The following is a 20207-nucleotide window of genomic DNA, read 5'->3' on the forward strand; positions in this document are numbered from 1 at the left end:
CCTAGCCTCTTTTTTACGGTGTAATTTAAAATTTTTTACAAAAAATTGCTAAACGTCTGCCAATCGTCAATCGTATGCCACTGATGGACTTTCGTGATGGTAACCGGTTGATATAGTTGATTGCTAAACGTTTTCCCTAATGCCAACCGGTTGACATACAAAAATGTAAACCCTATCATAATGATTGTTGAAAGGAATAAACACATTTCAAGGAGGCGTCGTGCAATGGCATTTAATAAGAGCCTTGCCGGGTATTTTGATGATATAGCACACGTGGGGATTCCAACCGATGACCTGCAGACGACAATTGCTTTTTGGGAAAAGCTCGGTTTCAAGAAACAGGGCCTGTTTGACACCGATAACCAGGGTCACCAGGTGGTCTTCATGAAGGCCGGTCACCTGATGCTGGAAATTTGGGATAGCGATGGTGCCGTTCGCCAAACGGGAGCCATCAACCATATTTCATTAAACGTTGAGGATGCCGATGGTGCTTACCGGGCAGCCAAGGCAGAGGGCTTTAACGTTAAGGAAGACGAAGTCCAACACCTGGACTACTGGCAGCACGGGATCAAGTATTTCAACATCGTGGGTCCCAACGATGAAACGATTGAATTTTGCGAAGTTGTGAAGGATTAGCCGATTGCCGATTTAAAAGAAATAGGAGGAAATATTCATGAAAGCATTAGTAATGACCGCTGTTAAGAAGCTTGAAGTTGAAAACGACTACCAGAAGCCCGAGGTTAAACCTAACGAAGTGCTGGTTCACACCGCGTGGGCCGGAATTTGCGGGACCGACAAGGCCCTCTACAATGGTCTGCCAGGCTCTGCCGACGCCGTTCCACCGATTGTTTTAGGCCACGAAAACTCCGGGGTAGTAGCCGCGGTCGGTAGTGAAGTAGAAGACTTCAAGGTGGGCGACCGGGTTAGCGTGGACCCGAACATTTACTGCCACAAGTGCTTCTACTGCCGGACTTCCCGTCCAGAGTTGTGTGAGCACCTCGATGCCGTCGGGGTTACCCGTGATGGTGGCTTTGCGGAATACTTCACGGCTCCCGAAGAGGTGGTTTACCACGTTCCGGACAACGTATCGCTGGAGGCGGCTGCGGTAATCGAGCCAATTTCCTGTGCGGCACATGGGGTCGACCTGCTGGAAACGCACCCCTACCAGACGGCGCTGATCATCGGGGATGGTTTTGAAGGCCAACTGATTGCCCAAATCCTGAAGTCCCGCGGCGTGAAGGAAGTTACCCTGGCCGGAACCGTCGATGAAAAGCTGGAGAACAACCGGAAGCACTTCGGTTTCAAGACCATTAACAACATCAAGGAACCAGACGCCATCAAACCGGACTCCTATGACATCGTTGTCGAAGCGGTTGGCCTGCCAAAGACCCAGGAACAAGCTGTTGAAGCAGCACGCCGTGGTGGACAAGTCCTGATGTTTGGGGTTGGGAACCCGGACTCTGAATTCAAGGTCAACACCTACAAGGTTTACCAAAAGCAGCTCCACATCCAAGGTTCCTTCATTAATCCGTACACCTTTGAAGACTCCGTTGCCCTGCTGCAATCCGGTGACGTGGATCCGCTGCCGCTGATTTCCAACGTGCTGGACTTTGCCCACGTTGAAGACTTTGTCAGTGGCAAGCTCGGCAACATTTCCAAGGCAATTGTCAAGGTTGCCGGCGAAGACGCTTAATAAATAGAAAAAATAAGATAATTAACCGCTTTTAACAGGGAAGCCGAGCGTGGTGCTGGGCTTCCCTGTTTTTTTGCACTTACTTTTCGTGCTCATGAAAAACTAATCCTATTTGGAAAATAACTATGCTACACTTGAGAATGGTTTCACAACGACGGAACCAACCAACGCAATTTGCTACGCTGATTGGTTCCGTCGCTGTTTGTTTAAACCGAGATTATTTTTGGAGGAGATTGGGATGCAAAGTTTAGCATACGTCTTGCTTTTAGTACTCATACTATCAGCCATTATTGCAATTGTTTTAGGGATTTTTTGGTTTAAGGAGAGAAAGAATAAGGAAGGCAAGAAATACAAGCGTAATCGTCTTGGAACACTGATTGCACTTGCTGTGATGGTTATTTCTCTTTTCAGTGCTGGAGGTGCCCAAAGCGAGGCCACTCACGAAGAAGAAGCCGCAATTGCCCGGCAAGAAAAATTAGATAAGCAGAACTATAAGGATAATAAGGAAGATTTCACTTCCCTATATTATGATTTGGGAGTAGCCGTTGAACAGCTGTCTTCAAAAGAAAGCGATGAATGGGAGAGTGCTATTGACAATTCAGGAGAGGATTTTGATGTTGACTCTACTATTGACAATATTTCTGATAACCATTCTGATGATATTGATGATGTTGAAGCAAAAATCGAAAAGCTACACTCGCTAGATCAAAAAATTCAAAAAAATGAGTATGCGTCTGATGAGGACAAAGAAACAATTCATAATGCTTACTTGGATTTGAAGCATTTTGCTAATCACGCCACAAGTATCAGTGGAAGTTACAATGATTTTACTGATGAACACAATGAGTTGGACCGTAAGACTACGGACCGGGTAGAGGAATTGCAAGACTTGTAATTTCATTTTTAGGCGGCAATTCACGTTGTCGCCTTTTTTGCACCTAGCCAAGCCCTGGCTCATATGTTATATTAGATTTCAATGAGATCTAATCACATAATCGGTTAATGAAAGGGGTCTTCTTAAATGACGAGAAAAGTAGCAGTGATCGGGATGGGCCACGTTGGTTCTACCGTTGCCCACTACATTGTTGCAGAGGGGTTCGCGGATGACTTGGTACTGATTGATACCAATGCGGCGAAGGTCAATGCGGACGCCCTGGATTTTAAGGACGCGATGGCTAACCTGACCCACCACACGAATATTTACGTCAACGACTACCAGCAGCTCCAGGATACCGACGTCATTGTTTCTGCCCTGGGGAACATCAAGCTCCAGGACAACCCGGACGCCGACCGGTTCGCCGAGCTGCCGTTTACCCGTCAGCAGGTTCCGGCAGTTGCCCAGAAGATTAAGGAGAGCGGTTTTCACGGTAAGATTGTGGTGATTACCAACCCTGTTGACGTGATTACCTCGATTTACCAATCCGTGACCGGCCTGCCAAAGGGTCACGTGATCGGCACCGGGACCCTGCTGGACTCTGCCCGGATGAAGCGGGCGGTGGCCGACCGCCTGCACGTCGACCCGCGGTCTGTTGCCGGCTACAACCTGGGCGAACACGGCAACTCCCAGTTCACGGCCTGGTCAACCGTCCGCGTCCTCGACCAGCCAATCGCCGAATTAGCGAAGCAAAAGGGGCTGGACCTGGACGAATTGGATAAGGAAGCTAAGATGGGCGGCTGGACTGTCTTCAAGGGTAAAAAGTACACCAGTTACGGGGTGGCAACTGCCGCGGTCCGTCTGGTCAACACGATTTTATCTGATGCCCGGACCGAAATGCCGGTTTCCAACTACCGCAAGGAATACGACTGCTACCTGTCCTACCCGGCGGTAGTGGGCCGAGACGGAATTGTCGAACAGGCCCAGTTAGACCTGACGGACGAGGAACTAAAGAAACTCCAGACCTCCGCGGACTTCATTAAGGAGAAGTACCAGGAAAGCCTGGCTGCCAACCAGCAGGCATAATGCTGGCCAGAAGGGCTGATTGATGATAAACTAGTCTATTAGAACATTAAATAAAAGGGACTGTGACGTAAGTACTTTTACTAAGTTCAAATACGAACAGCGCGGTACGCAAATGGGTTCCAGTGTCCGGTATAACCGAACTCTGGAACCCTATTTGCGCTCGCGGGGGCGTGAAAACGAAGTCATAAATGACTTCTGTCACGCTCCCTTTCTTTTGCGATCAAGAAAAGAAAGGAGCATTAATCGTGAGCAAAGAAGTCAAGCGCATTATCGCCGTGGTCATCTTCTGCGAATTCCTGATCTGCCTCGGGATGAGTCTGATTTTCCCGGTGATGCCATTTATTAAAAACGAGTACCACTTTTCAGCCTTTGACATGGGGGTGATGTCGTCCCTCTTTGCCTTCGTCCAATTCATTGCTTCGCCGATCGTCGGCCGGATTTCTGATAAGACCGGCCGGAAGCCGATGCTGGTCTGGGGGCTGTTGGCCTTTTCCATCGCGGAGTTTGTCTTTGCCCTGGCCCAGCAGCTCTGGCTCTTCGACCTGTCCCGGGCGGTGGACGGGCTCTCGGCCGCCATGTTCGTTCCCACCTCGATGGCCCTGGCTGCGGACCTGACGAGCGTAAAGGACCGGGCCAAGGTGATTGGCTGGCTGTCGGCGGCCTTTAGTGGCGGCCTGATTTTGGGCCCCGGCCTGGGCGGAATCCTGGCGAACATCAGCTATAAGTTCCCCTTCTGGGTAGCCGGGATTCTCGGGATCATCAGTACCATAGTGGCGGTGGCCCTCTTGCCGAAGGACAGCGACGAGCAGTTCAAGAGCAGTACGAAGAACCCGGAGGACGCCCTGCTTGAAGGGGGCTGGTCCCAGGTGAAATCTTTGCTGACCCCACTAATGACCACCCTGTTTTTGATGATTTTCATCATGGCATTTGGCTTAGCCGGCTTTGAGAGTATTTACAGCCTGTACGTCAATGAAGTTCACCACTTCGACCTGCAGGCGATTGCTCTCGTGCTAACCCTGAACGGGATTATCTCCCTCGTGCTCCAGGTCTTCCTCTTTGACCGGATGGTGCAATGGTGGGGCGAAGTCCGGGTGATCCGCTACTGCTTCTTTGCCAGCGCCATCGGGACGGCCTTCGTGATCTATGACCACTCCCACTGGCAGCTGATTGTCGCCACCCTGGTTGTCTTTGAAGCCTTTGATATGCTGCGGCCAGCGATTACGACCCTTTTAACGAAGATGAGCAAGAACAACCAGGGACTGCTCAACGGGGTCAATATGTCGCTGACCAGTGTCGGCAACGTCATTGGACCGTTGATTTCGGGGGCACTGCTGGATATTAACTACCAGTACCCCTACTGGATCGTGATTGTTTTTCTGGCGCTTTCGTTTATCATTACCTTTGGGTTGCAACATTTAAACCGAGCAAACGTATAAGAGGGTAGTTATTGATGGGAAACTTATTGTTGATGGTTATAGTTGGCCTAGCGGTCGGAATTTTTGTGATTTCGTTGGGTGGTGGCGGTGGTGCCATCTACCTGGGGGTCCTGACCGCCATTTTTCAATTATCGCCAAGTGCCGCGGCGGCTACGTCGATCGTGACCTCCTTGCCAGCCCTGGTGATGGGGTCGTGGTCGTACTACCGGCGGGGATTGATTAACTTTAAACTCGGCAACCGGATGCTGGTGGCGGCAATCCCCAGTATCTTTGTCGGCTTCTTCATCTCGCCCTGGCTGCCGGAACGGGTGTACAAGCTGGTGATTGGCCTAATTCTGATGTTCCTCGGTGTCCAGCTGATTATCAAAGTATACCGCCAGCCCAAGGAAGGGCGGTCGGCACGGTTATCACCGCAAGCCGCCAGCGTCCTCTACGGCATTATGGGCGGCCTGATGGTCGGGATTGCCGGCCTCAGTGGTGGGGGACCGATTACGACCGGGCTCCTGCTCCTCGGCGCGTCGATGGCGTCCGCGTCTGCCACTTCCGCCTACGTGCTGGTCGGGATGTCAATTGTTGGCGCCCTGTTGCACATCAGCGGTGGCAGTATTGATTGGCACGCCGCGGGCGGTCTGATTGCCGGCTCGCTGGTCGGGGCTTTTTTGGCCCCGCCGATTGTCCTCTGGATGACTGCTAAGCCGGCCCGGGCCCGGATCGTCAAACTCTTTATGGGTATTTTTATTATCGTAATGGGGTTACGGACCGCACTATGACGGTACAATAGAGAATAGCTAAAAGCCACCTAGCTTGAGGATGAGCTGGGTGGCTTTTACTCGTTAAATGGTATGTACTTTATGTATACATAAGGAGGGGCTATTATGACTGTTAAGTTAAGAAAAGTTGGCAATTCAAACACGCTAACCGTTCCCGCAGACATAAGGGTTGCGGGTGATGAATATACGGTTAAAAACGTGGGTACAACAATCGTTTTTACCCCGGTAGAGAAGCACGAAAATATTTTTGCTAGTCAAGAGTGGCAAAAATATGATTATCAAAAGGATATTGACAATGACCCGGCATTGCAATCGGTCAAGCCGGTCGGCCGTGAGGTGCTTGACTGATGGAATTTCCAAAAAAAGGGGACGTTATCGTTGCCGATGCAGAGCCGCACGCGGGTCACGAAATGGGTGGACATAACCCTAAAAAGGGCACTATTCGGCGGCACTATGTTGTGATGAGTACCGCTGCCTATAATGAAGCAACGCATATGTTTATTGGAATGCCAATCACGACTGCTGATTATGCAGGAAATCCACGCTACTTGCCGGTACTGATTAATGGTAGTAATAACAATGGAGTTAAAGGCTACATGGTGTTGTGGCAGTTGCAAAACTTTGACTTCAGCGCGCGGAACGGCGTCATTGTTAACCACGTTTCTGCAAAAAACTTGAAAACGTTACAGCGTTACGTGAATGATATGGTTGGCAGGGAATGATTAAAAGCCACCTAGCTTGAGGATGAGCTAGGTGGCTTTTAAGGTGGTTAAGTTACCCAAAAGAGCGGGTCTAAAAAATAGGTGATTAAGAGAAGTACAGTTCACAAATGGAGCAATCCGCGATTAATAGATCCTCTCTGGCAGTTTTAGGACGTGCTTAGGTCACTTGTTGCTTAACTGTTATAGTCGTTGACCATAACTATAAGTTGCTTCCAGGTTTAAGGCTTGATCTAAGACGTTAAGGTCAGCATCTTTTCCGACCGTCAGTCCCCCCTTAGATTCAAGCTTAAATTCCTGGGCCTGGTTATAAGAGGTCATCTTCACCGCGTCACTAATGCTGCAACCGGTAAAGTTGATAATATTCTTAAATGCTAAATCATACTTGAGGACGGAGCCGGCTAAGTGGCCATTTTCAAGCCGGGCCTGGTGGTCCTTAACGATTACCTTTTGGCCGCCCAATTCGGAAACCCCTTCCGGCATTCCCTTGGCCCGCAGTGAATCGGTAATTAACTCGATCTTGTCGGGGCCCTTGAGCCGGTAAGCCAAGTCGACCATGTCCGGAGCCACGTGGTAGCCATCGGCAATGATTTCGGTATAGAATTTCTTTTCTAACAGTGCCTCGCCCGTAACGCCCGGTTCCCGGTGGTGCATCGGCCGCTGAGCGTTGTAAAGGTGAGTGATGTGGGTCGCCTTGGACTGCTCCAGCTGCGCTTGTTTAGCGCTGGAGTGACCGACGGAAAGAACAATCTCATGCTCCTGGCAATAGCTTTCGACGTCGGCGGCCCCAGCTTGTTCTGGAGCATAGGTAATGACCTTGATCAGCCCTCCCGAGAGCTCATTCCATTCTTTTAATTGCTTGGCGTCGGGGTTGATAATGTATGGTTCTGGCTGGGCACCCTTGTACTCGGCCGAAATGAAGGGACCTTCCAGGTGGATTCCCTGCATGACCGGGTTTTCCTGGTTCACCACTTTTAACACCTTCATTGCCTGACTAATGTTAGCTACCGACTGGGTAACCGTGGTCGGGAAGATCGACGTGATTCCCTCGTTCTTGGCTTCCTGGCGAATCATTTCATTAACTTTGGCGGGATCAGCATCCATCGTGTCGATCCCGTAGCCGCCGTGAGTGTGAACGTCAATAAAGCCCGGAACGACGATCTTTTCACTACCGTCAACAACCTGTTCGTCCGCTTCCTGGGGGGCGTACTCAGCCATTGGCCCGACGGCAATGACCTTTTTTGCGAAGCGGAGGTAGCCATTATGGATTACGCCATTGCCAACATAAATATCAGCATTTTTAATCACTGTTTGCATTTTGATCACCTGTCAGTCTTTAAACCACTAGCAGCTTCTTCGTCGACAATTACAGTTACGTTGGCATGATTCTGCAGGATACTTGCGGGCAGCTCTTCACTGACCGGGCCGTTAACCATCTTGTTAATCGCGTCCGCCTTGTTTTGACCATAGGCAAGCAGCAAAATATGCTTCGCCTGGCAAATCGACTTGAGACCCATGGTCAATGCTTCCTTCGGTACATCCCGAATGTCGTCAAAGAACCGGGAGTTGGCGTTGATGGTCGACTCGGTTAAGGCGACTTTGTGGGTCAGGCTGTCGAAGGGGGTTCCCGGTTCGTTAAAGCCGATATGGCCGTTTTGCCCGATCCCTAAAATTTGTAAGTCAACGGGATGTTCATCAATCACGCGGTTGTACCGACTAATCTCTTCATCAATCTCTTTCGCCATCCCATTCGGAATGAAGGAGTGGGCAAAGGGTTTGGCAGCAAATAAATTTTGGTGCATAAAGTAGGCGTAGCTCTCCGGATTAGCGGCCGAGATGCCAACATATTCATCCAGGTTGACTGAGCTGCAATCACTAAAATCGAGGTCGCTATTGCATAATTCGCGATACGTCGAAAGCGGGGTACTACCCGTAGCCAGGCCAAAGACCTTCGCCCCATTCTGCAATTCTTGGCTGAAAATTTGGGCGGCCGTTTTGCCGCCTTCATTTGCATTTGCAACAACAATAATACGCATTATTAAATTCCTTTCAAAACGGTAGTTTCATTATAGTTGCTTTTTATTAGCTTCTTTAATTCGTAAAACTTCTTCAATTGTTTTGTTCATGTTTTTCAGGTAGGTCGGGTGTTCCAAGAGGATTTCCGTAAGCAGATCAATAACGTAATTGATCGTAAATTGCGAATTCATAAAGTTATAATTAGGGGACTTTTCCGTGTTCTTAATCAGGAGAATGTTATTGCTCCGCTTGGCTAGGACGCTATTGCTAAAGGCCGTAATCGAGGTAATAACGACTCCCTTCTCGCGGCACTTTTGGACGGCGTCGCAAACTTCGATTGTGTTGCCGGAAACGGAAAAGGCCAGAATGGTATCCTTCGGCGAAATGATGGTATCAATAATACTCATCATACTGCTATCACAGATCGCGCACGAGTTAATCCCCATCCGCATCAGCCGCTGGTTTAACTCCTGAGCGTTATAGCCAAAACTGCCAACGCCTAAAATATAGACCTTATTGGCTTTCCTAATTAGTCTTGTGATTTTTTTCAATTGGTTAAGCGAAATCAAGGACTTGGTTTCTGCTAAACTCTGCTTGTAGTAGGAAATCACCTCGTCCAAAATGGAACTCTCGGACAGCCGTTTGGCCTGGATCAGGTTTGAAGTCGTCAGGTAGGATTTAAAGTCGGCAAAATCTACGCAGCCAACGTGCTTGGCAAAGCGTGAAATGGTGGCCGTGCCCACCCTGGCCTTCTTTGCTAATTCCAGGATGGTCATTGCCTGAACTGCTTCGGGCTCGTTTAAAACGACCCGCACGATTTTCTTTTCTTGCCGCGTGAGGTCTGCGGAAATGAGCTTAATGGACTTTAAAAATTCCTCTGACATTCCAACCCATCCTTTGGCTAATCTAGCACGTCAACAAAGGTCCGTGCAATTTGCAACGGCCGGGTGATTGCTCCGCCGACCACGACCGCATGGCAGCCTAATTCGAGGCACCGCTTTAACTTAGCCGGTGAATCGATCTTGCCCTCAGCAATCACCGGGGCCTTGGCCAGGTCAACAACTTCCTTTGAGTATTCAAAGTCGTTGTCGGCAACGTTGAGGCCTTCGGTAGCCGGGGTGTAGCCATGCATTGTTGTTCCAATCATATCAAAACCGAGCTGATTAGCAATCTCTACGCTCTCAAGCCGGTCGGTATCCGCCATCAATAAGGTATCCGGGAATTCCGCCCGCATCTGTTCAACAATGTCCGCTAATTCTTCGTGGTGGGGCCGGGGCCGACCGGTAACATCGCAGGCAACCACCTGACAACCGGTGCTGGCAACGGCGCGCATTTCCTTGATCGTTGGTGTAATGAAGACTTCAGAGTCGTCATAGTCGACCTTAGCAATCCCAATAATCGGGAGCGCGGTTTCGTCTTGGATCGCCTGAATATCCACTACCGAATTTGCACGAAGACCTGCCGCACCCGCCATCGTAGCGGCCCGGGCCATCCGGGACATAATAAAAGAACTGTGTAAGGGTTCCCCCGGGAGGGCCTGACAAGAAATAATCAATTTCTTTTTAGTCTGTTCTAAAAAATTGTTTTGCAAATTTTTTCCTCCGTTCTTAACGCGCTGGCGCTAGTTACAAAGCTGGTTAACTTTTTAAACTTGCTTTTACAGATTTTTAAATTTAATAATAACTCTATCAAAATCAACTGCACTGCAATCATATCTGCAAGGAATTACTTTCGCAATATTCCTTTTCATAGTTGCTTTTCAAAACATTACTAGATGATTGTCCTGACCGAGGGATTGGCGTCAGCCGATTTTATTATTTCGACCAATCCGGACCTATTTTTGGAGAAAGGAACACGCAAAATGGATAACAACTATCTCGCATTTGATATTGGAGGCACATCAATTAAGTATGGAATAATCGATCAGCACCTCCAAGTGGTTGATTATGGAACTGCGCCGACAAATAACAATGAAGACAATACGATCGTCAAAACGTTAATTGACGTGACTGAACAAAAAAAGAAGAAATTTAACCTGCGGGGGATCGGTATTAGCACCGCCGGCCGGGTCGGCAAACGGGGTGAAATCATCTACGCCGGCCCGACGGTTAAAGACTACCAGGGAACCCAGCTTAAGCAGATTTTAGAAACGGCCTTTGCGATTCCGGTCAAGGTGATTAACGACGTTGATGCTGCCCTGATGGGCGAAATTTTCAAGGGAAACCTTGACCGTCAAAAGTCGATCTACTGTATTGCACTGGGGACTGGAATTGGCGGCGCCTTTTACTATGATGGCAAGCTTTTGAATGGTGCGCACGGCCTAGCTAATTCGGTTGGCTATTTAAATTTCCAGCAAATTGGCGACTCATCATTTGAAGCGAAGTCTTCAACGCTGGCCTTTGAGCGTCAGCTGGCCCAGTATGATGTGACCGTTCCGGAGGCTTTTTCGGCTGCCCGGGCTGGGGAAGAATTTTACCTTAGTCTTATCAATCAATGGTGCGAAGCGCTGGCAAAAGAAATTGCCAATATTTGCTTATTATTGGATCCCGATATCTTCCTAATCGGCGGTGCAGTAAGCAGGCAGGGGGCCTTCTTTACCGACAAGATCAAATACTACGTTAATGAAAAAATGCCTGATGGGATGTTCCAAACGGAGCTCAAAATTGCCACTCTGCAGGACCTGTCACAGCTATTCGGCGCGGTTTCACTTTTTTATGCCGGACCAGAAAGCGCTTGCAAGTAAATTTGCTTCGTAATAGAATTAGAGCCAAATAATAATTCTAAATATAAATCAACTGCACAACAAACACGCTCTTAATGGGTGTTTGTTGTGCTTTTGTTTTTTACTTCAGAGCTTTTTGAAAGGACAGTAGTTATGAAAGATTTTTCAAAGTATCGTGGTGTTTTCCCGGCCTTTTACGCCTGCTATGACGACAATGGCGAGGTCAGTCCTGAACGGGTGCAGCAGCTAACCGAATACCACCTTAAAAAAGGGGTCAAGGGCGTTTACGTTAACGGTTCTTCGGGCGAGTGTATTTACCTGAGCGTTGCGGAACGGAAAATGGTCTTAGAAAACGTAATGAAAGTTGCCAAGGGGAAGCTGACCGTCATTGCCCACGTGGCCTGCAACAATACTAAAGATAGTGTGGAATTGGCGAAGCACGCTGAAAGCATGGGGGTTGATGCCATTGCCGCAATCCCGCCAATCTATTTCAAGCTGCCGGACTACTCGATTGCCAAGTACTGGAACGCTATTAGTGCGGCTGCCCCGCATACGGACTTCGTCATCTACAACATTCCCCAACTTGCCGGGACCGCGCTCAGCGCCTCCTTGTACCAGCAGATGCTGGACAACCAACAGCTGATCGGGGTCAAAAACTCATCGATGCCGGTCCAGGACATCCAAATCTTCAAGAGCCTGGGCGGGGATGACCACCTGGTCTTTAATGGTCCTGACGAGCAGTTTATCAGCGGCCGCGTCATGGGCGCAATTGGCGGGATTGGTGGTACTTATGGTGCCATGCCCGACCTCTTCTTAAAGCTGAACAGTTTCCTCAAGGCAGGGGACCTCAAGAATGCCAACAAGCTCCAATTTATGATCAACGAAGTGATTTACAAGCTCGCTGGCGGGCACGGCAATATGTATGCGCTGATCAAGGAGGTCTTGCGGGAGAACGAAGACTTAGACATCGGCTCCGTCCGGCTGCCGCTTGAACCGTTAGCACCAGAGGACCAGCAGCTGGTCGCAGAAGCAATTGCTTTGATTAACAAAACCCGCGCCGCATTCAACTAGATTGGAGCTATTCATGATAATTACGTCCAAAGATCAAGTCGATCGCTATAAGAATCTTTCTAAGAACCTCGATCAAGCGCTTGATTATATTCAACAAACTAAGTTAGAAGACTTCGTTGACGGTGAGTCCAAGGAGGTCTGTGCCGGGGTCAAGTACAGTGTCTTTGACTACCAAGCAGCCAACGGTCAGCCCGGGGCGATGTTTGAACAGCACCAGGAATGGGTTGATATCCACCTGATCGTGAAGGGGACCGAGCAAATGGCGGTGACCAGCAAGGACCTGGTAACCACGACGCAGCCCTATGACCCTGATAAGGACTGTGCCCTCTTCGTTGGTCAGCCTAAGGTCGTCGTCACTCTACACCCTGGTGATATGCTGATTGCCTTCCCAGAGGATATTCACCAGCCGGGGATTGAGCTCAATGACGATGTAATCCGCAAGGCCATGATCAAAGTAAAGGTCGATTTTTAAGGAGGTGGGGCCAATGTCCCAAAAAAAGACTCATTGGTATAACGAAGTAAGCCGGGACCAATGGAAATCATTAAACGCTGCCACGATTGGTTATTTCCTTGATGGTTTTGACTTTAATATGGTGAACCTGCTATTAGTACCAATTGCCGCAACATTCGACATCCCGTTGGTATTATCTTCAACCTTAATTTCTGCCGCCTACCTGTCACGGTGGTTCGGGGGACTGATGTTTGGTGCGATTGGGGACCGTTTCGGCCGGAAGGTTTCAATGGTGACCTCGATTCTGCTGTATGCGGGGGGAACCTTTATCTGTGCCTTCGCGCCGTCATTCTGGGTTCTGTTCGCTGCCCGGCTCTTTATCGGGCTGGGGATGGCTGGTGAATATAGTTCTTCAACCACCTACATCATGGAAACCTGGCCGAAGCACCTGAGAAACCGTGCCGTCGGCTTCGTTGTGGCCGGCTTCTCCCTTGGTGGTGCCGTGACGGCCCAAGTTTACAAGCTGGTTTCTTCACTGCTGGAAGGAACCAAGTATGCTTCCCAAGACTGGCGGCTCTTCTTCATGATTGGGATTATCCCGGTCTTCTTTGCCCTGTGGATGCGGCGGTCAATCTCTGAGGCACAGGACTTTTCAGAAATGCGGGTCCAGCAAAAGAAGCTGCAAGCAGCAGACCCGAACTATGTTCCGCCAAAGGATATGTTTAGTGTTCTCTTCAAGCAGGGCAAACTCCGTTCAATCATCAACACCTGCTCTGCCCTGGTGACGATTGTTCTGTTGGTGTTCGTCTTCTTAATGTCCAGCAAGCTGAACCTGATTCAGTCGGTTCTTGCCTGGATCGTAATTTTTGCAACCATCATGTCATATACGCGTCAGTTCATGAAGCGCCGTTGGCCAATCGGCTTGGGAATTTTAGTGATCATGGTGGCTGCCAACTTGGGCAACGGGCCAATGCAGGCCTTGATGCCGACTTACTACTCAACCGCCCTCCACTTCTCGACCGGGATGGTTGCGAACCTGACGTCCGTCTTCTGGATCGGCCAGGTGATCGGTTGTATCGTTGTTGGCTTTATCGGTGACAAGTGGGGGACGCGAAAGGCCTACCTGATTGGGACCACGGCCTCACTCCTGTTCTTAGCACCGGTCTTTATGATTAATCGTTCGCTGATGGATAAGGGCTTTATTTGGATGGCACTGTTTGTTATTTGCCTGATGGCCTACGAAACGGCAATTTCCTTTGCCGCCTTAATGCCGAAGTACATCGGGAACTTCTTTACTACTTCTGGCCGGAACGCCGGGGTTGGGTTCCTGATCAACGCTGCCGGACTTGGTCAGGCCCTAGCACCCGTGATGACCCTGTCACTAGCGAATGCTGTTTTCCAACCGCTGGGCTTAAACTTGGGCTGGACCCTGTTCTGCATCGTGCTGACCGTGGCGATGGTCATTATTATCTGCCTGGCCATTAACCTCCCGCCACGTCTACTGAAGCTGATCCACCCAGATGAATTGCGTAAGCAAGACTGGTCTGACTTTGACATTACTTCAGTTGAAGAACAGGTCAAATTGGACAAGAAATAGGGGGGATTGACAGATGCAAGATATTCAGCAATTAGAACAATATTTGGGCCAGCGGGAAGTTCCTGCAGACTTTGATGAATTCTGGGAGCAGAACCTTCAAAAGCTGCCCGCTAGTTTCCACGCGGACCTAATTCCCAAGGACTTTGGCTTTCAGAATGTGAACGCTTATGAGCTGGTGTTTGAGGGGACCAACCACGGCACCGTCTATTCCCGGTGCCTCTTCCCGAAAAATCCAGCGGGTCCCGTCCCGGTAGTCTTTTATTTCCACGGCTACATGGGCCAATCCCCCGACTGGTCGGAATTATTAAAGTATCCCGCTTCGGGGTTCGGGATCGTTGCGATGGACGTGCGTGGTCAATCGGGCTATTCCCAGGATAACGCCTCCTTTAACGGCAATACCGTTTTGGGCCACATCATCCGGGGCGCGGAAGACGGCCCGGAGCACCTGTTCTACAAGCATATTTATTTAGACGTTTATAGCTTAGTCGAAATCGTCGCCGGCTTTGACTTTGTCGACGAAGGCCGGCTTTATAGCTACGGGGGCTCGCAGGGCGGCGCCTTATCGTTAGTTGCCGCGGCCTTAAACCCGAAAATTAAGTTTAACGTCGCCATTTACCCCTTCCTAAGCGACTTTAAGTACGTGGTTGACTCGCATAATGAGAGTGAGCCGTACATGGAATTGATTCGGTATTTCAAGTTCCACGATCCCTTCCACAAGAAGGAAGAGCAAATCCTGCGGACCTTGGACTACATTGATATTAAGAACATGGCGCACCGGGTCCAGTGCCCGGTCAGGATGATTACTGGGATGATGGATGATGTTTGTATGCCAGCGACGCAGTTCGCAATCTACAACCGCTTAGGCACGGCAGATAAACAGCATTTCCTCCTTCCGGAATACGGCCATGAGCCGATGAACGTCCACGTTGATGACCAGGCCTACAACTGGCTGTGCCACACGAAGATTCAAATTGGCAAAGACTGAGAGTGAGAAAAACGAGAGTGGGAAATAACCTCCTCGGCAAGGCGTATGGCTAACCTAGAACGATAGTTGGCACGGTACGGGCCGGCTAGCGTTCGTAGGCAAATAGCCTTGTGGTTACGACACGAAGTTAGCCTGTAGGTTTTCCACGTTATCTTAGTAATAGTTAAGAACTAGCAAGAGGCTGGTGAGAAAAAAACAGTTTTTCTCCCAGCCTCGTTTTCTTTTTAAAGTGCCATTATTTTTCCTGATCCGTGTTCGCCAGCCGCTCCCTTCTCGTTAGCAGGAACAAGATCGTTGGCAGGATGATGAAGCCAAAGGCCATGCCGAAGATGGCGTACCAGTTGGCAACCAAGTGACCGCCCTGGTGAATACTGAATTCGCTGACCCAGTCGTAGCGGGCCAGGAGGACGATGGTGACGATCACCGCTAGCACCGGCATTACCACGTCGGTGAAGGGGTTCTTCTTCGCCGGCAGGATGGCTTCCCGGTTCTTGCCCCGGTAGAAGCGGATCACACCCAGCGGGATCACGATAAATTCAAAGAATCGCACCGTGGCACTGATGACGATAATGGTCGGCAGGCTGTACTGGAAGGCCATCGGGATTCCCACCGCCAGCAGGAGGGTAATCGCAAAGGAAACCAGCGGGAAGTTGAGCTTGGTCCGCCGGGCAATGAACTGGGGAACCTGGTTTTCGTTCGCCATGGCCTCCAGCACCCGGGGAGTGTGGAACGATGCCGCCACGTTGATGCCAAACATCGAAATGATAGCACCGGCCAGGATGACGTCTTGGAGGACCTGGTTGTGGAAAATAGCGACGAGGGCAACGACCTGCTTGGTTTTAACCAGGGCGACCGGGTTGACCATAATGGCAATCGCAATCGCCCCGATGTAGATAATGGCAATGATGAGGATGGCTAGTGGGATCGCCCGCGGTAAGTTCTTTTCCGGTTCCTGCATGTCCTCGGATCCGGTGGCAACCGCTTCAAAGCCGGTAAAGGCGTAGAAGGACGAAATCACCGCCATAACGAAGCCGGAGGTGGTGAAGGCCGGAATGAGGGGCTTCCCGCCGCTGGTCAGCTGGTCTAATTCGGCGAAGTGGTTGTCCCCCGTCTTGAGGAGGACCACGGTCCCAGCGATGATCAGCAGGATAAGTGCGCCGAGCTTGCCGATTGTTGACAGGTCATTAATAATCGTGAAGACCCGGCGGCCGAGCAAGTTGACCACCATGATAATCAGCATGAGGACGACGAAGCCGAGGGTGATATTACCAAAGGACTGGTTCCAGCCGAAGATGGAGTAGGTTGACCGGATTACGCCGACGGCCATCACACCCCAGGCGACAGAGGCGGAGAAAAACCGGACGACCCCCATGTAGAAGCCCATGTTTTCCCCATAGGCTGCCTTGGCGTAGGAGTAAGCCGCTCCACTCTTGTTGACGTACTTGGCCGCGGCCGCGAAGGTAATCGCCAGGGTGGCCGCAAAGAGCGCCGCCAGGAAGTAGGCCAGCGGGGCCTTGCTGCCGACCATCGAGACGACGGAGCCGGGGGTCAGAAAAATCCCGGAGCCGATGATAGAGTTGATAGCTAAGAGGACGATTGACCAGAAGCCCAGTTTAGTTTTTGTCATTTAGAAGCCTTCTTTCTTTGTCCGACGGATGAGGTCGGTAAATAAGTTATTCATCGCTTGAACACTGCGGTGGAGCATTTCGGGATGCCACTGGACGCCGATGACGGAAGCGTCCGCGTTTTCAAAGGCCTCAATAACACCATCGAGCGCCTTGGCGTCCGCCGTTAAGCCCTGACCGAGGTCCTTAATCAACTGGTGGTGGAAACTGTTAACGTGAATTGTCTGACTGTCAAAGAGCGCTGCTAGGTGGCTGCCCTGACGTAAATTAATGGTTTGTGTCGGCAGGTCGGGGGTGTGGCCCTGGTTGTGTTTGAGGGTTGGCGCTTCCCGGTAACTAATGTCTTGGTAGAGGGAGCCACCGTGGGCGACGTTGATCAGCTGGGCACCGCGGCAGATTCCAAGGACCGGGATGTGATTCTGCTCAGCTTGCCGAAGCAGGCGCATGTCAAAGCGGTCCCGGGCCGGCCAAATCATGCCGATTTTTTGCTGGGGCTCTTCGCCGTAGTTCCAAGGAGTGACGTCATGACCGCCCGAAAGAATCAGGGCGTCGAGCTGGGCTACCTGAGCCATCGTCACTTCTTCGTTATCATTAAAGGGAATAATGTAGGGAATTCCGCCGTTTTGGATGACTGAGTCAACGTAGTCCTCGTTGACGTAGCTCCGGTAGTGCCCCGCCGTTATTAATGATCCGCGAGCCGGATATGCCAATGATTGGTTTGTGCATAATCATTCTCCTTCGTAAAATAATCGGCCCTTATTATAGCAACTAACTATTTACAAGCAAAATTTTTATTTTGACTATCAAATCAGAGGACATTTTGCTGGCCGGTAATGCACATTGGCAGGAGGGGGCAGTCGCTGCACCGGGGGTTCCGGGCCATACAGCGGTAACGACCCCAAAAGATCATAGAGTGGTGGGCGTCGAGCCACTTGTCCCGTGGGACGGCTTCCATCAGCTTCTTTTCAATGGTGAGCAAGGAAGCTTTGGGCGGGACCATCGCTAGGCGGCGGGCAACCCGGCTGACGTGGGTGTCGACCGGGAAGGCGGGGATGGCAAAGCACTCCGCCAGGACAACGTCGGCCACCTTGCGCCCGACGCCGGGCAGAGAAGTAAGCTCTTTGAGGGTCTGGGGAACAACCCCGTTAAAGTCGGTCACCAGCTTGCGGGCGCAATTGACTAAATACTTGGCCTTATTATGGTAGAGACCGAGCCGTTTGATGTAGGGTTCAACGTCCGCTGGTTCCGCAGCCGCCAGGTCCTGGGGCAGGGGGAAGCGCTCAAAGAGGGCGGGGGTCAGCTGGTTAACCGATTGGTCGGTTGACTGGGCGCTGAGGATGACCGCCAGCAAAAAGTGAAAGTGCGTGTCGGCGATTAGCGTCGTTCCCGCATCGGGATACTCCTTGCGCATGACCTGAATCGCCTGGTAAATTTCAGCGTTGCTTAACATTTTTTCTTCACCCCAAAATAAAAATCTTAATACCAGTGTACTCCTCTACACGCCCGATTAGAACAAGTCCGCACCCTTAATAAAATTAAGTTTTGACGGGGCTTAATAAGAAAAGGCTTCCATTATTAATTAACATTTGACCAATTGATAAACGATTGGTAGAATAAATTAAAGTTTTCTTACGATTCTAATTAAGATTTAATTGAGGGAGGAAGAAGCATGAGTTTTTGGAAAACAATCACCCGGAAAGAAGACCCGCGCGTCTATGAAAATAAGGACGGTCACCTGGTTCGATCGTTAAAGGTGCGGGACTTCTTAGCACTCGGGGTGGGAACGATTGTGTCCGCATCGATCTTCACCCTTCCTGGTGAAGTAGCGGCGATGCACACCGGGCCGGCAGTCGCCATTTCCTTTGTCGTGGCCGCGGTGGTCGCCGGATTAGTGGCCTTTGCCTATGCTGAAATGGCGGCGGCAATGCCGTTTGCAGGGTCTGCTTATTCCTGGATCAACGTGGTGTTTGGCGAATTCTTCGGTTGGATTGCCGGCTGGGCCCTGCTGGCAGAATACTTTATCGCCCTGGCCTTCGTTGGTGCCGGGCTGTCCGCTAACCTGCGGGCGTTGCTGGCCCCGGCAGGAATCAAGCTGCCGGCTGCTTTGTCTAACGCCTTCGGAACCGAGGGCGGGGTTGTCGACATTATCTCCGTGGTCGTCATTGCCGTCGTGGCAATCTTGATTGCCAACGGGGCATCGAAGGCGGCCAGGGTGGAAAACCTGTTAGTGGTTTTGAAGGTTTTCGCCATCCTGCTCTTTGTGGTGGTTGGTCTGACCGCCATCAAGTCGAGCAACTACGTGCCGTTTATTCCGCAGTACCATGAAACCGCGAACGGCGCGTTTGGTGGCTGGCAGGGAATTTACGCTGGGGTATCAATGATTTTCCTGTCCTACATCGGTTTTGATTCAATTGCCGCGAACTCGGCGGAAGCCATTAATCCGCAAAAGACGATGCCGCGGGGAATCCTCGGTTCCCTGCTGATTGCCGTGGTTCTGTTCGTTTCGGTAGCGATGGTTTTGATGGGGGTACTCCCGTACACGAAGTACGCTAACAGTGCGGAACCGGTTGGTTTGGCATTGCGGGCGGCAGGTCACGGTGGTGTCGCCGTAGTCGTTCAGTCCATTGCCGTGGTCGGAATGTTTACCGCCTTGATTGGTATGAGTTTAGCCGGTTCCCGGTTGATCTATTCGTTTGGCCGTGACGGAATGCTGCCGAAGTGGCTGGGCAAGGTTGACAAGTCGGGACGGCCGAACCGGGCACTGTGGACCCTGACGATCGTGGCGATTGTGATTGCCGCCTTCTTCCCGTTCGCCTTCCTGTCACAGCTGGTTTCTGCGGGGACGCTGATCGCCTTCATGTTCGTTTCGCTGGGAATCTACGCCCTGCGTAAGCGTGAAGGAAAGGATATTGCGGACCCATCATTCAAGATGCCGTTCTATCCGGTCATGCCGGCACTGGCCTTCTTGGCTTCCCTGCTGGTGTTCTTCGGTCTGGACTACCAGGCAAAGCTTTACGCGGGAATTTGGTTTATTTTCGGTTTGCTGATTTACTTTGCTTACGGGATGCACCACTCCTTCTTGGCAAAGAAAAAAGAGAAATAATATAGGATAAAAGCCAGCTCGGGTCGGGCTGGCTTTTATAATGCCGGATGGTTGTTGTG

At 50.6% G+C, this 20207-nt stretch carries 20 protein-coding genes and 1 pseudogene; 14 read left to right on the forward strand and 7 right to left on the reverse strand.

Annotation, left to right across the window (positions count from 1 at the left end):
- The first annotated feature begins 225 nt into the window (after positions 1–225).
- From HMPREF0494_RS09720 to HMPREF0494_RS09755, 8 genes are all read left to right on the forward strand, one after another.
- Positions 226–636: a VOC family protein gene (locus HMPREF0494_RS09720; RefSeq protein WP_007124792.1), complete on the forward strand. Its 411-nt coding sequence runs from the start codon at positions 226–228 to the stop codon at positions 634–636.
- Between the two features lie 37 nt (positions 637–673).
- Positions 674–1693, forward strand: a complete 1020-nt coding sequence (locus tag HMPREF0494_RS09725; protein WP_007124793.1) for a zinc-dependent alcohol dehydrogenase family protein — start codon at positions 674–676, stop codon at positions 1691–1693.
- A gap of 238 nt (positions 1694–1931) precedes the next feature.
- A complete protein-coding gene (locus tag HMPREF0494_RS09730; protein WP_007124794.1) occupies positions 1932–2588 on the forward strand; it encodes a hypothetical protein in 657 nt (218 codons plus the stop codon).
- A 126-nt stretch (positions 2589–2714) separates the two neighbouring features.
- Complete coding sequence (locus tag HMPREF0494_RS09735) at positions 2715–3653, forward strand: L-lactate dehydrogenase (protein WP_007124795.1); 939 nt, start codon at positions 2715–2717, stop codon at positions 3651–3653.
- A gap of 245 nt (positions 3654–3898) precedes the next feature.
- A complete protein-coding gene (locus HMPREF0494_RS09740; RefSeq protein WP_040459054.1) occupies positions 3899–5089 on the forward strand; it encodes an MFS transporter in 1191 nt (396 codons plus the stop codon).
- A gap of 14 nt (positions 5090–5103) precedes the next feature.
- Positions 5104–5859 (forward strand): sulfite exporter TauE/SafE family protein, encoded by a 756-nt coding sequence (locus HMPREF0494_RS09745; RefSeq protein WP_007124797.1) that lies wholly within the window; start codon positions 5104–5106, stop codon positions 5857–5859.
- 105 nt (positions 5860–5964) lie between these two features.
- Positions 5965–6207, forward strand: coding sequence for an AbrB/MazE/SpoVT family DNA-binding domain-containing protein (locus tag HMPREF0494_RS09750; protein WP_007124798.1), 243 nt, complete (start codon positions 5965–5967; stop codon positions 6205–6207).
- Entirely contained in the window at positions 6207–6581 is a 375-nt protein-coding gene (locus HMPREF0494_RS09755) for a type II toxin-antitoxin system PemK/MazF family toxin (protein WP_007124799.1), read from the forward strand. The genes HMPREF0494_RS09750 and HMPREF0494_RS09755 overlap by 1 nt, the downstream gene beginning before the upstream one ends.
- A 180-nt stretch (positions 6582–6761) precedes the next feature.
- Here HMPREF0494_RS09755 and nagA read toward each other — a convergent pair whose 3' ends face one another.
- Genes nagA through HMPREF0494_RS09775 form a run of 4 tightly spaced genes read right to left on the reverse strand, consistent with a single transcriptional unit; the run spans position 6762 to position 10185 of the window.
- Positions 6762–7895, reverse strand: a complete 1134-nt coding sequence (nagA, locus tag HMPREF0494_RS09760; RefSeq protein WP_040459055.1) for an N-acetylglucosamine-6-phosphate deacetylase — start codon at positions 7893–7895, stop codon at positions 6762–6764.
- A 5-nt stretch (positions 7896–7900) separates the two neighbouring features.
- Positions 7901–8614 (reverse strand): glucosamine-6-phosphate deaminase, encoded by a 714-nt coding sequence (gene nagB, locus HMPREF0494_RS09765; RefSeq protein WP_007124801.1) that lies wholly within the window; start codon positions 8612–8614, stop codon positions 7901–7903.
- 30 nt (positions 8615–8644) lie between these two features.
- Positions 8645–9478, reverse strand: coding sequence for a MurR/RpiR family transcriptional regulator (locus HMPREF0494_RS09770; protein ID WP_007124802.1), 834 nt, complete (start codon positions 9476–9478; stop codon positions 8645–8647).
- Between the two features lie 17 nt (positions 9479–9495).
- Positions 9496–10185 carry an N-acetylmannosamine-6-phosphate 2-epimerase gene (locus HMPREF0494_RS09775; RefSeq protein ID WP_040459056.1) on the reverse strand — a complete coding sequence of 230 codons (690 nt, stop codon included), beginning with the start codon at positions 10183–10185 and terminating at the stop codon, positions 9496–9498.
- 270 nt (positions 10186–10455) lie between these two features.
- Here HMPREF0494_RS09775 and HMPREF0494_RS09780 point away from each other — a divergent pair, with 270 nt between their 5' ends.
- From HMPREF0494_RS09780 to HMPREF0494_RS09800, 5 genes are all read left to right on the forward strand, one after another.
- Complete coding sequence (locus tag HMPREF0494_RS09780) at positions 10456–11337, forward strand: ROK family protein (RefSeq protein ID WP_040459057.1); 882 nt, start codon at positions 10456–10458, stop codon at positions 11335–11337.
- A gap of 132 nt (positions 11338–11469) precedes the next feature.
- The gene (locus tag HMPREF0494_RS09785) at positions 11470–12387 is read left to right on the forward strand and encodes a dihydrodipicolinate synthase family protein (protein WP_007124806.1); all 918 of its coding nucleotides are present in this window, start codon (positions 11470–11472) and stop codon (positions 12385–12387) included.
- A 13-nt stretch (positions 12388–12400) separates the two neighbouring features.
- A complete protein-coding gene (locus tag HMPREF0494_RS09790; protein ID WP_007124807.1) occupies positions 12401–12859 on the forward strand; it encodes a NanQ anomerase/TabA/YiaL family protein in 459 nt (152 codons plus the stop codon).
- A 13-nt stretch (positions 12860–12872) separates the two neighbouring features.
- A complete protein-coding gene (locus HMPREF0494_RS09795) occupies positions 12873–14435 on the forward strand; it encodes an MFS transporter (protein WP_007124808.1) in 1563 nt (520 codons plus the stop codon).
- Between the two features lie 13 nt (positions 14436–14448).
- Complete coding sequence (locus HMPREF0494_RS09800) at positions 14449–15420, forward strand: acetylxylan esterase (protein ID WP_007124809.1); 972 nt, start codon at positions 14449–14451, stop codon at positions 15418–15420.
- Positions 15421–15655: 235 nt separating this feature from the next.
- Here the strand turns inward: HMPREF0494_RS09800 and HMPREF0494_RS09805 are convergent, their stop codons facing one another.
- The 3 genes and pseudogenes from HMPREF0494_RS09805 to nth all read right to left on the reverse strand — a co-directional run bounded on the left by HMPREF0494_RS09805 (position 15656) and on the right by nth (position 18495).
- Positions 15656–17047, reverse strand: a complete 1392-nt coding sequence (locus tag HMPREF0494_RS09805) for an APC family permease (protein WP_007124810.1) — start codon at positions 17045–17047, stop codon at positions 15656–15658.
- Positions 17048–17771: pseudogene (locus tag HMPREF0494_RS09810) on the reverse strand (gamma-glutamyl-gamma-aminobutyrate hydrolase family protein).
- 82 nt (positions 17772–17853) lie between these two features.
- Positions 17854–18495 (reverse strand): endonuclease III, encoded by a 642-nt coding sequence (nth, locus tag HMPREF0494_RS09815; RefSeq protein ID WP_007124812.1) that lies wholly within the window; start codon positions 18493–18495, stop codon positions 17854–17856.
- A gap of 219 nt (positions 18496–18714) precedes the next feature.
- Between nth and HMPREF0494_RS09820 the strand changes: the two genes are divergently transcribed.
- The gene (locus HMPREF0494_RS09820) at positions 18715–20148 is read left to right on the forward strand and encodes an APC family permease (RefSeq protein ID WP_007124813.1); all 1434 of its coding nucleotides are present in this window, start codon (positions 18715–18717) and stop codon (positions 20146–20148) included.
- Positions 20149–20207 lie beyond the last annotated feature (59 nt).

Origin of the sequence: Limosilactobacillus antri DSM 16041 (genome assembly GCF_000160835.1) — a bacterium.
Taxonomy (GTDB): domain Bacteria; phylum Bacillota; class Bacilli; order Lactobacillales; family Lactobacillaceae; genus Limosilactobacillus; species Limosilactobacillus antri.

Excerpts from the sequence above, each read along its gene's own strand:
- HMPREF0494_RS09720 (WP_007124792.1), top strand. The coding sequence starts at position 226 with ATGGCATTTAATAAGAGCCTTGCCGGGTATTTTGATGATATAGCACAC.
- HMPREF0494_RS09725 (WP_007124793.1), top strand. The coding sequence starts at position 674 with ATGAAAGCATTAGTAATGACCGCTGTTAAGAAGCTTGAAGTTGAAAAC.
- HMPREF0494_RS09730 (WP_007124794.1), top strand. The coding sequence starts at position 1,932 with ATGCAAAGTTTAGCATACGTCTTGCTTTTAGTACTCATACTATCAGCC.
- HMPREF0494_RS09735 (WP_007124795.1), top strand. The coding sequence starts at position 2,715 with ATGACGAGAAAAGTAGCAGTGATCGGGATGGGCCACGTTGGTTCTACC.
- HMPREF0494_RS09745 (WP_007124797.1), top strand. The coding sequence starts at position 5,104 with ATGGGAAACTTATTGTTGATGGTTATAGTTGGCCTAGCGGTCGGAATT.
- HMPREF0494_RS09750 (WP_007124798.1), top strand. The coding sequence starts at position 5,965 with ATGACTGTTAAGTTAAGAAAAGTTGGCAATTCAAACACGCTAACCGTT.
- HMPREF0494_RS09755 (WP_007124799.1), top strand. The coding sequence starts at position 6,207 with ATGGAATTTCCAAAAAAAGGGGACGTTATCGTTGCCGATGCAGAGCCG.
- nagA (WP_040459055.1), bottom strand. The coding sequence starts at position 7,895 with ATGCAAACAGTGATTAAAAATGCTGATATTTATGTTGGCAATGGCGTA.
- nagB (WP_007124801.1), bottom strand. The coding sequence starts at position 8,614 with ATGCGTATTATTGTTGTTGCAAATGCAAATGAAGGCGGCAAAACGGCC.
- HMPREF0494_RS09770 (WP_007124802.1), bottom strand. The coding sequence starts at position 9,478 with ATGTCAGAGGAATTTTTAAAGTCCATTAAGCTCATTTCCGCAGACCTC.
- HMPREF0494_RS09780 (WP_040459057.1), top strand. The coding sequence starts at position 10,456 with ATGGATAACAACTATCTCGCATTTGATATTGGAGGCACATCAATTAAG.
- HMPREF0494_RS09785 (WP_007124806.1), top strand. The coding sequence starts at position 11,470 with ATGAAAGATTTTTCAAAGTATCGTGGTGTTTTCCCGGCCTTTTACGCC.
- HMPREF0494_RS09790 (WP_007124807.1), top strand. The coding sequence starts at position 12,401 with ATGATAATTACGTCCAAAGATCAAGTCGATCGCTATAAGAATCTTTCT.
- HMPREF0494_RS09795 (WP_007124808.1), top strand. The coding sequence starts at position 12,873 with ATGTCCCAAAAAAAGACTCATTGGTATAACGAAGTAAGCCGGGACCAA.
- HMPREF0494_RS09800 (WP_007124809.1), top strand. The coding sequence starts at position 14,449 with ATGCAAGATATTCAGCAATTAGAACAATATTTGGGCCAGCGGGAAGTT.
- HMPREF0494_RS09805 (WP_007124810.1), bottom strand. The coding sequence starts at position 17,047 with ATGACAAAAACTAAACTGGGCTTCTGGTCAATCGTCCTCTTAGCTATC.
- nth (WP_007124812.1), bottom strand. The coding sequence starts at position 18,495 with ATGTTAAGCAACGCTGAAATTTACCAGGCGATTCAGGTCATGCGCAAG.
- HMPREF0494_RS09820 (WP_007124813.1), top strand. The coding sequence starts at position 18,715 with ATGAGTTTTTGGAAAACAATCACCCGGAAAGAAGACCCGCGCGTCTAT.